The following is an 11,799-nucleotide window of genomic DNA, read 5'->3' as shown; positions in this document are numbered from 1 at the left end:
TTTGTAACATAATTTAGAAAGAGGAGCAATGATGACACATACATTTGAGATCAAAGACAATTTTTATCTGGACGGCAAGCCATTTCAGATCATCTCTGGTGGAATCCACTATTTCCGTGTAGTTCCGGAGTATTGGAAGGATCGTCTGGAAAAATTAAAGGCGATGGGATGCAATACAGTTGAGACTTACATTCCTTGGAACATGCATGAACCAAACAAGGGTGAGTTCCATTTTGACGGAATGCTCGACATTGCAAAATTTGTAAAAACAGCACAGGAGTTAGGTCTGTGGGTGATTATTCGTCCATCACCATATATCTGTGCAGAATGGGAGTTTGGCGGACTGCCGGCTTGGCTTTTGGCAGAGGATGGCATGAAGCTTCGCGGCTGCTATAAGCCGTTCTTAGATCATATTCGTTCTTATTATAAAGAACTGTTCAAGGTTTTGGCACCGCTTCAGGTAAACTACGGCGGACCAGTCATCATGATGCAGGTAGAAAATGAGTATGGCTACTATGGTGATGACACAGAGTATCTTGAGACAATGAAGCAGATCATGATCGATTTTGGTACTGTTGTACCTCTTGTTACATCAGATGGACCTATGCATGAGTCTCTTTCCTGTGGTCACTTAGAAGGTGCTCTTCCGACTGGAAACTTTGGTTCACGCACCGAGGAGCGCTTTGAAGTATTGAAGCAGTATACAAATGGCGGTCCTTTAATGTGTACCGAGTTCTGGGTTGGCTGGTTTGACCATTGGGGCAATGGCGGCCATATGAGAGGAAATTTAGAGGAGAGCACAAAGGATCTTGACAAGATGCTTGAGCTTGGCCATGTCAATATTTACATGTTTGAGGGCGGCACAAACTTTGGCTTTATGAATGGATCTAATTATTATGATGAGCTGACACCAGATGTTACTTCCTATGATTATGATGGCGTACTTACAGAGTCTGGTGATATCACAGAGAAATATCGCCGCTATCAGGAAGTTATCCGCAAGTATGCACCGATTCCGGAAGTAACATACAGCACAAAGATCGAGAAGAAAGCATACGGAACCTTACAGTATGATGCAAGAGTTGGACTCTTTGAGTCTCTTGATGATCTTTCAGCACCTGTAAAATGCAAGTTCCCGACTTCTATGGAGCGTTTAGGACAAAATTATGGATATATTTTGTACCATACAAAGCTTGAGAAAGAGCAGAATCTTGAAAAGATCCGTTTGTATGAGGCAAATGATCGTGCAAATCTCTTTGTCGATCAGAAACCGCTTGTAACACTTTATGACAGACAGCTTCTTTCTGAGGCAAAGGCAGGAGAGGATTTTGCAAAGGAAGATGGAAAGCCAGTTACCTTTAAGAAGGGTGCACCGCTTGATATTCTTGTTGAGAACATGGGACGTGTAAACTTCGGACCAAGAATGGAGCATCAGAGAAAAGGTATCGACGGACACGTACAGATCAACGGTCACACTCACTTAAACTGGGAAGAGTATTGCCTGCCGCTTGACAACATCGAAAAGCTCGATTATACAAAGGGCTATACAGATGGACTTCCGGCATTTTATCACTTTACGCTTGACGTGGACCAAAAGGGAGATACCTTCCTCGATTTCGAAGGATGGGGTAAGGGATGCATTTTCTTAAACGGATTTAATCTGGGACGATTCTGGGAGATCGGACCACAGAAGAGACTTTATATTCCGGCACCGCTGTTAAAAGAAGGACGAAATGAAATCGTCGTGTTCGAGACAGACGGCAAACAGCCAGGAACAATAACCTTAAAAGATGAGCCGGATATCGGCTGATGAAGCTGGGGCGGACATTGTAAGGTGTCTGCCCTTTTTTTCTTTTGGAGCGAGGACGTTCACGTGGGGAGGTTACGAACGTGAACTGTTTATTGAAAATTAGGAGGAAAAATAGTATGGATAGAACATATATTGCTTTAAATGAAAATTGGAAATTTCACTACGGCGAGATGCCGCAGGCATGGTACAAGGGATACGACGACAGTGCGTGGACTAGCGTTACGCTACCGCATGACTGGTCTGTACACATGCCGTTTGAGCAGACTAATTCCAGCGGAACTGGATATTTAAGCGGCGGCATTGGCTGGTATCGCGTGCGTTTTTCACTTCCAGAAGCATATAAGGGAAAGCGCGTAAGAGTTGTATTTGATGGAATCTATAAAAATAGTAGAATATGGTGCAACAGCTATCACATTGGAAAGCGTCCTTATGGTTATACACAGATCAGCTATGATATTACTGACTTTGTTCAGTTTGGTGCGATTGATAATGAGATTACTGTGCGTGTATGCCATACCGATTTAGCAGATTCACGCTGGTTTACAGGCTCTGGTATTTACCGCAAGGCATATCTTGTAGTGGAGGAGCAGGTTCATGCTGTCTGGAATGGTGTTGCTTTTAATGTGTCAAGAGCAGATGAGCAGTCAGCGGCTGTTTGTGCAGATGCAGAGATTGTAAATGAGCTGGATGAGCGCGTGATTGGAACATTGACTGCTAGTCTAAAGCTATGTGGAAGTGATGAGGAGTCAGTTGTTTTTGCAAGAGTACCTGCTGCAATGGAGGCACATGAGAAGAAAACCTTCTATTTAAATGGAATGATTGGAAAACCAAAGCTTTGGTCTTGTGAATCACCATCATTATATGAGCTTTGCATTTCATTTGAAAAAGAAGATGAAAATGTGATTGTATTAGATAAAGAGCGCGTTGGTATCAGAACATTTTCATTTGATGCTGATCAAGGCTTTTTCCTGAATGGAAATGAAACAAAGTTTAAGGGCGTATGTGTTCATCATGATGGCGGCTGTCTTGGTGCAGCAATGTATCGTGAGGTATGGCTTCGCAGACTGCTTAAATTGAAGGAAGGCGGCTGCAATGCAATCCGCTGCAGTCATAATCCTCATATGCCAGAGTTGTATGATCTTTGTGATGAGCTTGGACTTTTAATGATGGATGAGGCATTCGATGAGTGGGAAAATCCGAAGAATAAGTGGTCTACCGGTCATAATGTATATCCGCCAAAGCATGAGGGCTACGCAGAAGATTTCCCAGAGTGGCATGAGCGTGATCTTGCTGATATGGTACGCCGTGACCGCAACCATCCAAGCATCGTTATGTGGAGCATTGGAAATGAGATCGACTACCCGAATGACCCATATTGCCATCCACTATTTGAAACTATGACAGGAAACAACGATGCCAACAAGCCGGCAAAGGAGCGTCAGTATGATCCGGATAAGCCAAATGCTGAGCGACTTAGCGTAATTGCAAAGGAGTTGGCAGCGATTGTGCGCACACAGGATACCACAAGACCAGTTACATTAGCAGCAGCCTTCCCAGAACTGTCATCTCATATTGGATTTTTTGATGCACTTGATGTTGTGGGCTACAATTATAAAGAGCATCTGTATGAGGAAAGCCACAAACGTTTTCCAGACAAGCCATTTTTAGGCAGCGAAAACGGCGGCGGCTACGAGCAGTGGTGTGCGGTGCGCGACAATGCATATATCAGCGGACAGTTTTTGTGGACAGGAATTGATTATCTTGGAGAGGCACATGGATGGCCGATTCATGGTTCATCAGCTGGTTTAATGGATCTTGCAGGATTTGAAAAGCCGGGCTTCTATAGAAGAAAGGCATTCTGGAGCACAGAACCATTTGCTTGTATCCTGACACGCCCAGATGATGGTGATGAGCATGAGTGGAGACCGTGGAATGCACATTGGAATTATACAGACGGAGAAAATGTCGTTGTACGAGTATTCACAAATGTGCAAAAAGAAACTATTTCCCTTAGTATAGTTGGTATTGATGGTGAAAAGTCATTGCACGATGGAACATATCTTGAAAAAGAAGGCTGCACCGAATGGCGTTTTGCTTATGAGCCAGGTGTACTTAAGGCAGTGTGCGGCGAAGCCGAGTGCAGCATTCAGACAGCAGGAAAAGCAGTCGAGCTGTCTGCAAATGTATGGCATGCAGAAGAAACTATAAATAAGGAAGAAGTGATGCAGATCGAGGTTTCACTTACCGATGAAAATGGTGTTCTTGCGGCAGAAGATCTAGAAATCACGGCAGAGGTAATAGGAGGAACACTTCTCGGACTAGAAAACGGTGATTTAGCAGACCTAACGCCATACTGCGAGTCACACAGAAAGACACACAATGGCAGATTGATTGTCTATGTAAAGCCAAAGGAAGATGTAAAGGTATGCATCAGCTGCCCGGCATTAGATAAAAGAGTGTGGATTGAATAATAATATATGAACAAAGAGGAATTACTATGGCTGCGGCGGTACAACCAATATTGCGGAAAATTCATGTATAAGGAGCGATGCCGCCGCGGCATCTCTGAACAAAAAATATCAAGAGGTGTCTGCACCAGAACTGAGCTTAGGAAAATGGAAAATGGCGACACACCATGGAAGAAAATGATAGGTGACTATCTGCTGCAAAGACTAGGTGTGCCGACTGAATATTTTGAGGTAATGGCAGATGCAAGGGAATTGAACGGATGGAGAGACCGCGAGGATATCTGTCTAGTTGTTTTTGAGCAGCCGCAGAAAGCACAGCAATTACTAGAAGTGTATCAGAAAAAGTATCGAAAAAAAACGCCATTTGAAGAGCAGTTTTTAAAGAAAATGCAGACCATTCTTATGATGCAGGCGTACAAAAAAAGTTTTGAGAGCAAGAGCGTTGACGTTGAACGTGAAAAATCAGAGGGAGAAAATCTGGTGGAAAGCGCACGGCAGACGGTACTATGTACATTACCCGATGGATGGGAAAAAAAGAAGCTGTCAAAGTTTTTACTGGCTCCCTGTGAGTTGGAAAGTATTTTGCTTCTGGCAAATTGTCTGCTTCTTATCGGTAAGACAGATGAAGCTATGCAGATGCACAAGAAGGTAGCCGACTATGTAAAACAGGCAAAGTTTGAACCAAAGGTTCAGATATTGATTTATCCACAGGTGGCACTTCTTGGAATGAAACTCGAATTGTATGCAGGCAATGAAGAAAAAGCGTTTTCATATGGAATGGAAGCACTTGAGCTACTCAGACATCAGTACTCACAGCGTTATGTTGTTTTTGTTTTGGAAGAACTGCTTAATGTGTTAGAATGCATTAGCGTAAAAGGAAAAGAGGATCAGAAATATAAGGAAGAAGAGACAGAGGTAACAGAATTTCTCAAGACATTTGAGGAATTATATCGGTTGTTTTCGCACCCTAAAAAGAGAATGTGGCAGAGCATTATTGTCAGCAATACGCATGAAATTGGACTGACACTTAAAATGCTTAGAAAAGCAATGGGATTGTCAGCGGCAAAGGTATCGGCTGCGAATCCAGACCATCTGACTGCGCGACAGATAGAAAAAATAGAGGCGGGAACGCATCGACCTTCTGGCAGAAATTATGAAATGCTCATGCAGTTTTATCATAAGACGGGACTAGAAGGGCAGCTGTTACTTGAGACTGATTCACTGGAAGTGCTGCACCAGAGACAGGAAATTGTTGACTTCATTATACGCGAAGAATGGGATAACGCATGGGAAAGTTTTCAGAGCTTTAAGGAAAAACTGGATGTGAACGTGCCATTAAATCGGCAGGAAGTGCTGTTTATGGAAAGCAATATTTTGTATAAGCGAGAGAAGTTGGCCTCAGATGAATATCTGAGAATGTTAAAAGAGGCGTTGTCCTGTACAATGCCAGAACTTCCGCTGGAAAAATGGAATATGTGGGTGTTCCAGAGAGAGGAGGGGAGTCTAGCTGGGAATATTGCAGATAAACTTGAAAAATCTGGTGAGTATGAGTGTGCAAAACAGATTTATCAAGCGTTGTATGAGTCTTTTGAGTTACAAATGAAACGTACTCAAATTCCTTATAGAGGTTATGTTGTGATAACAACCGGATTGGTTAATTTATTGGGTGATCATAAATTATATAGACAATCAATGCAAAAGGATAAGAAAATTATAAAAGCATTATTAAATGATACCATAGAGGATGTTGATTTTTTTCTATATGATATTTGTTGGGGTTTATATGAATTAGAAAAAGAAGAAGTTGATAAAAAAGAAGAATACCAAAATTGGCGAAGAAAGCTTTTTCTTATCTCATATCAACTTGCAAGCTTTTTCTATTCAGAAAATAGTGTAAAATTTTATGAAGAGCAAGCAGTGAAATATTTAGGAGAAAAGATGACGCTATAAGCCTGCATCAAGGCCGAGTATCAAGAATAAATACTAAGAACAAATACGATAAATTTGAATCGTTATAAAAAACTAAGAAATACGTTGGATTTATGTAAAAACTGTCATAAATTCGACGTATTGTCTTTTTATAATAAAATGTGATACAATAAAACAAAAGCAGGTGGAATCGTAACAACATAACAATAAAACATATGAAAATGGAGGAAACGTGTATGAGAAAACGAATCAGTGTATGTATGTTAGTGGCAATGATGAACGTGACAAGTCTGTATTCATTTGCAACGCATGGAGCGGAAACCAAAACAGAACAGGAAACGGGAATCGAACAGGAATCTGAAGAATCAGAAACACAGACAGAGGAAGCAGTAGACCCGATGAGTGCAGACCGACTTTTGATGCGAATAAGAGTATTTAGCCCTGAGGAAGTTTTGGATGCATATTTTGGAAAAGGAAAATGGAATGAGGATTTGATTACAGAGCAAAGTACGTTGGCTAGTGAAAGATATATATATGATGGAGAAAAACAGCAGGTTTTGGTTGTGACGGACAATACTGTTTATGAATCAATAGCGATTACATATAAGGATGATGTTCCAGATGAGGAGAGTATGCTCAAAGAGTGGGAGCAACTATTACAAACATTAAACATTAATATTATGGATGAGTATATCAAGCAGGTAGATTATCTTAATGGTGATCGTGCAACTTATACATATTATCTTCAGCAGGATGGAATAAAACTATCCCCCGAAGGATATGCAATTGGAAAAGAAGGAAATGAAACAGAATATTTTGGTCAGTTTGTAATGGTATCGGTGGAGGATGATGGATATCTAATAGGTTTGCAAAGAGTTTCGGAGGTGGTAAATAGAGAAAAAGTATCTCAAAGACAACGAATATCTGATGAAGAAGCAATGCAAGCGGTATATGATGCAGTGTGGGACAGATTACAAATTCCACCATTAGCGACAAATCCGATTGCAGATTCGTTGCAGGTCGAGGTTCAATATATTCCAGTAGATATGGGAACAGATATCAGAGAATATGTATATGATGTAGGTTTGTATGTGAAACAGCTAATTGATCAGGATGGTGTAGATAAATTATGGCATTTTGTTGGTCTTGTTGATGCGACAATGCCGTATTGCTATACGTTTACAATGGCAGAGGATTTTGATGAGGATTATCAGACGGAATATTTAAAAATTTCAGATCGGGAGTAAAGGATGGTGATGCTCTATGATAGGAAGAGAACTAAAACGTATATTGCAAAAACCAACTGCATTTGTTTGTATAGTTGTGTATATGGGAATTATGATATTAGGTGTTGAGTCTGACTTAAGAGCAAGATATGAGATAGGGTTTTTAAATTTATTTTGGGTTACAGAAAATTTTGGTGTTACTATTTTTATACAAACATTAATTTTCCCGGTCGCGGCAGCAGGCAACTATTTTGATGAACGAAAAGGACACTATGATTGGTTGATACAGATGCGTTCAGGTCAATTACGTTATTGCATAGCGAAGATTGTGTCGGCGGTGCTTGGTGGAATCATACTTTATATGATAAGCGTAATATTGTTTTTTGCTGTATGTGTGATATTTATACCAGAAGTAAGACATGGAAGTACAGTAGAATCAATTACGAATTTATTTCAATCAAAAGAATGCTTTTGGTATCGTATGGCATTATCTATTGGCTATTATCCAACCGTCATAGTATTGGCATTTCAGTATTCACTTCATATTGGGATTTATGTATTGCTTGGATTATGTGTATCTGTGTTTTGTACAAATCGTTATGTATTTTATGCGATGCCATTTTTGCTTACAAGAATAGGGATGTATATTGGAGGTTTTGTAGGATTATATGCATATATTCCATACGGAAGAGAACTTTTAGCTGATGGTGGATGGGGAATCTGCCTCACCCGGAATCTCGCTGCATACGCAGTGCTTGGATTTCTTTATTACCGAGAGATGAAATGGAGGGGGATCAATGGATAGCATGAGAAGAATGAACGCCTATGTAAAATTAAATTTTCAGCGCTGTCTGTCTCAGGGAAAAACACTTGTAATCTGTATTTGTCTGGCCGTCTTTTTCTATCTTTATTTTGGTGATGTGCGTGGTGGTCTGATGGAGTCGGGACAGAAAATTGGTATTATGGAGATGTTTCTTGTTGTGACCAACAATATGTACACGTCGTTTACGATATGGATTGGTTTTGTGCTGATTATATGTGACATTCCATATCGTGATGATGGTGTTTACCAGTATCTGTTGCGTACTTCCCGAAGGAGTTGGCTCTGGGGACAGATCGTGTATATTGTCGCAATTACAGTGATATATTTTGCGTATATATTTTTATTACTGCTGCTTCTTATTGTGCCGCAGGTAACATTTCAGACAGCGTGGACGACAACTTTTGTAAAGATGATCAATGCACCGTTTGGTTATGGAATTTCCAATTATTTTTCATTCCCAGTTTCGGTCATGCGCCAGACAACGGCGCTGCAGCTGTTTGGCAGATGCATTGTTCTTTGCCTGATGATTGGAATGGCAACTGGTTTTCTGACTATGATGCTTCATATGCTGTGGCCGAGTGGTCCTGGTATTGCAATCGGTGGAATCGGAATTGCGATGGACTATTGGGCAACGGTTGTGCGAGTCGGAGTGACAAGTAAATATTTGTTGTTTATCTCTCCATTCAGCATGAGTCGTGTCGGAAACTTAAGCACGACTGCATTTAATCGTGTTAATCCAACGTTTTCTTATGCGTGTCTGTTTTTGGCAGGAATGATTCTTGTGCCGCTTGCTGTCATGAATCTGAAAATAGGCAGATACGATTATAGCTAAAAAGCGAGGTGTGTATATGGAACCTTATATTATATTGGATGGTGTATCAAAAAGCTTCCGGTCGGTTGAGGTGTTAAAGCCGCTTTCGATTGAATTTGAAGAAGGGCTGATTCATGGCATTGTGGGACGAAATGGTTCTGGTAAGACAGTTATGATGAAGCTGATTTTAGGCTTTTTAAAGCCAACACAGGGTACGGTGACTGTAGGAAAAAAACGTGTGGGAAAGGATGTGGATTTTCCACAGGATGTTGGCGCGATCATTGAAAATGTGGATTTTATTCCATATTTAAATGCATATGACAATCTGTATAATCTGGCGGCGATTCGTCACCGGATCACAAAGGAAGATGTGAAACAGGTATTAGAGACTGTTGGATTAGGAGATACCGGAAGAAAAAAGGTGGCGAAGTTTTCACTTGGAATGAGGCAGAGGCTTGCAATCGCACAGGCTATTATGGAAAAGCCAAAGTTAATTATTTTGGACGAGCCGATGAATGGACTGGATAAGAGAGGCGTGGAGGAAATGCGCCAGATCTTTCTGAATTTAAAAGCAGAGGGGACGACTATTCTTCTTGCGAGCCATAACATGGAGGATATCCGTTGTCTGTGTGATAAGGTGTATGAGATGGATGCCGGAGTACTTACGCCAATTGATGGAGTTTCTTGATGGAAGGGGCGCTGCAAAGAGCAGCGCTTTTTCTTTTACAAAAAGTGCTTGCATAATTACTTGACTTGAGGTAACATATAAGTATACAAACAAAAAACAACAGTGTGAACTTTTGAGATGACATCGCTTTTCAGAAAGCAGAAAGCAGAAAGCAGAAAGTAGAAGGAGGGATTATGGAAAATCAATTCATGCTTCCGATTGGAATCGAAGATTTTAAAGAGATTCGAGAGGAATGCTATTATTATGTTGATAAAACGGCATTGATTGAGCAAGTTCTTGAAAAGAGAAGCAAAGTAACCTTGTTTACCAGGCCGCGCCGCTTTGGAAAATCATTAAACATGAGTATGTTAAAACGATTTTTTGAAATAGGAACGGATCCCTCTTTATTTGAAGGGCTTCATATTTCAAAAAATGCGGCGCTGTGTGAGCGATATATGGGAAAGTATCCTGTGATTGCAATTAGTTTAAAAGGTGTGGATGCAGTATCTTATCAAGAGGCAGTTGTCCAACTCGTAGAGATTATAAATCAGAGTGCAGCGAGCTTTCAATTTTTGCAGACTAGCGGTAGGTTGACCGATTATGAAAAAGAAAGATTTTGTAAGCTGCTTGATGATGATATGAATATGAAAATTATGAGTTCAAGTATGTTATGGTTGACAAAGCTTCTTGAAAAACATTTTAATCGAAAAGTGGTTATATTGATTGATGAGTACGATGTGCCGTTAGCAAAGGCATATGAAAATGGCTTTTATGACGAGATGGTTCTTTTGATTCGGAATATTTTTGGAAATGTATTAAAGACGAATGAGAGTCTTGCTTTTGCTGTGCTGACGGGGTGTTTGCGTATTGCAAAGGAAAGTATTTTCACGGGCTTAAATAATTTTAAGGTGTATTCAATTACCGATGTTGAGTTTGATGAGACATTTGGCTTTACAAATGAAGAAGTGAAATCAATGCTAAAATATTATGGATTGGATCGTCATTTTAATCAGGTAAGGGAATGGTACGATGGCTATCGCTTTGGTAATGCGGATGTCTATTGTCCGTGGGATGTTGTGAATTATTGCGATGACCATCGCAGCAATCCAAATGCAGAGCCGAAAAATTATTGGATGAATACAAGTGGAAATGATGTGATCAATCATTTCATCGACAGTATCAATGATCCCGGAATGTTGACAAAAGGTGAGTTGGAACGGTTGGTAAACGGCGAGTTTATCACACAAAAGGTAGATGAAATGATAACGTATAAGGAATTGTATTCAAGTATCGACAATCTGTGGAGTACACTTTTTATGACAGGCTATCTGACGCAGCGCGGTTATATCGGAAATGGATATTACCGCCTTGCAGTTCCCAATCGAGAGATTTGCAATATTATCATTGAGCGTGTGTTAACCTTGTTTCGCAAGGAGGTTGCCCAAAACGGCAAGTTGCTTGAAGACTTTTGCAATGCAATCGTATCGGCAAATGAAGCGGCTGTTGAACAGCTACTGACTGAGTACATGGAAAAAACGATTAGCATTCGCGATAATTTTGCCAGATCGCTTCACGAAAATTTCTATCATGGATTGATGATTGGAATTTTAGGATACAGGCGAGACTGGGAGATTTTATCCAATCGAGAGTCCGGCGATGGCTTTAGCGATATTCTTATAGAGACAACAGAACCAGAGAATGAGATTGGAGTTGTGATTGAGCTAAAATATAGTAGCGATGAAAAGAACCTTGATACAGACTGCCGTGGAGCGTTACAGCAAATCGAGGATAAAAACTATGTGCAGGAGCTGTGTAACAAAGGTTATCGGAAAATCTTGAAATATGGAATTGCATTTTATCATAAAAAATGTCGGGTTATGGTGAAACCAAATTAACAGAAAGGAATGAGAAAGTATGGGCATGTTTGTCAATCCTGGAAATCAGGCATTTCAGGTGGCAGTAAATTCTGAAATTTACAAAAGTCGGGTGGGAAAGCCCACGGTTTTAACAGTGGGATGAAAGCCAAGAAACTTTTTGCAATTATCGGACAATGATGTCGAATTTT

At 40.5% G+C, this 11,799-nt stretch carries 8 protein-coding genes; all 8 read left to right on the top strand.

Annotated features, from left to right (window positions below):
* Nucleotides 1-28: 28 nt before the first annotated feature.
* The 8 genes from WJP93_RS07215 (at nucleotide 29) to WJP93_RS07180 (ending at nucleotide 11,629) form a co-directional block, all read left to right on the top strand.
* Entirely contained in the window at nucleotides 29-1,810 is a 1,782-nt protein-coding gene (locus tag WJP93_RS07215) for a beta-galactosidase family protein (protein ID WP_337547520.1), read from the top strand.
* Nucleotides 1,811-1,926: 116 nt separating this feature from the next.
* A complete protein-coding gene (locus tag WJP93_RS07210; protein ID WP_337547519.1) occupies nucleotides 1,927-4,281 on the top strand; it encodes a glycoside hydrolase family 2 TIM barrel-domain containing protein in 2,355 nt (784 codons plus the stop codon).
* A 6-nt stretch (nucleotides 4,282-4,287) separates the two neighbouring features.
* Nucleotides 4,288-6,228: a hypothetical protein gene (locus WJP93_RS07205; protein WP_337547517.1), complete on the top strand. Its 1,941-nt coding sequence runs from the start codon at nucleotides 4,288-4,290 to the stop codon at nucleotides 6,226-6,228.
* A gap of 215 nt (nucleotides 6,229-6,443) precedes the next feature.
* Complete coding sequence (locus WJP93_RS07200) at nucleotides 6,444-7,454, top strand: hypothetical protein (protein ID WP_337547515.1); 1,011 nt, start codon at nucleotides 6,444-6,446, stop codon at nucleotides 7,452-7,454.
* A gap of 16 nt (nucleotides 7,455-7,470) precedes the next feature.
* On the top strand, nucleotides 7,471-8,238 hold the full coding sequence (locus WJP93_RS07195; protein ID WP_337547514.1) for a hypothetical protein: 768 nt from the start codon (nucleotides 7,471-7,473) through the stop codon (nucleotides 8,236-8,238).
* Nucleotides 8,231-9,088: a hypothetical protein gene (locus tag WJP93_RS07190; protein ID WP_227100989.1), complete on the top strand. Its 858-nt coding sequence runs from the start codon at nucleotides 8,231-8,233 to the stop codon at nucleotides 9,086-9,088. The genes WJP93_RS07195 and WJP93_RS07190 overlap by 8 nt, the downstream gene beginning before the upstream one ends.
* Nucleotides 9,089-9,104: 16 nt before the next feature.
* Entirely contained in the window at nucleotides 9,105-9,755 is a 651-nt protein-coding gene (locus WJP93_RS07185) for an ATP-binding cassette domain-containing protein (RefSeq protein WP_227100991.1), read from the top strand.
* A gap of 173 nt (nucleotides 9,756-9,928) precedes the next feature.
* Nucleotides 9,929-11,629, top strand: a complete 1,701-nt coding sequence (locus WJP93_RS07180) for an AAA family ATPase (protein WP_337547513.1) — start codon at nucleotides 9,929-9,931, stop codon at nucleotides 11,627-11,629.
* The last annotated feature ends 170 nt before the right edge of the window (nucleotides 11,630-11,799 follow it).

This window comes from Anthropogastromicrobium sp., from assembly GCF_037349415.1.
Lineage (GTDB): Bacteria > Bacillota > Clostridia > Lachnospirales > Lachnospiraceae > Anthropogastromicrobium > Anthropogastromicrobium aceti.
This window is presented reverse-complemented; position numbering and strand designations above follow the sequence as displayed.

Bases quoted from the DNA above. Each gene is read 5' to 3' on its own strand.
- WJP93_RS07215 (WP_337547520.1), top strand. From the start codon at position 29: ATGATGACACATACATTTGAGATCAAAGACAATTTTTATCTGGACGGC.
- WJP93_RS07210 (WP_337547519.1), top strand. From the start codon at position 1,927: ATGGATAGAACATATATTGCTTTAAATGAAAATTGGAAATTTCACTAC.
- WJP93_RS07205 (WP_337547517.1), top strand. From the start codon at position 4,288: ATGAACAAAGAGGAATTACTATGGCTGCGGCGGTACAACCAATATTGC.
- WJP93_RS07200 (WP_337547515.1), top strand. From the start codon at position 6,444: ATGAGAAAACGAATCAGTGTATGTATGTTAGTGGCAATGATGAACGTG.
- WJP93_RS07195 (WP_337547514.1), top strand. From the start codon at position 7,471: ATGATAGGAAGAGAACTAAAACGTATATTGCAAAAACCAACTGCATTT.
- WJP93_RS07190 (WP_227100989.1), top strand. From the start codon at position 8,231: ATGGATAGCATGAGAAGAATGAACGCCTATGTAAAATTAAATTTTCAG.
- WJP93_RS07185 (WP_227100991.1), top strand. From the start codon at position 9,105: ATGGAACCTTATATTATATTGGATGGTGTATCAAAAAGCTTCCGGTCG.
- WJP93_RS07180 (WP_337547513.1), top strand. From the start codon at position 9,929: ATGGAAAATCAATTCATGCTTCCGATTGGAATCGAAGATTTTAAAGAG.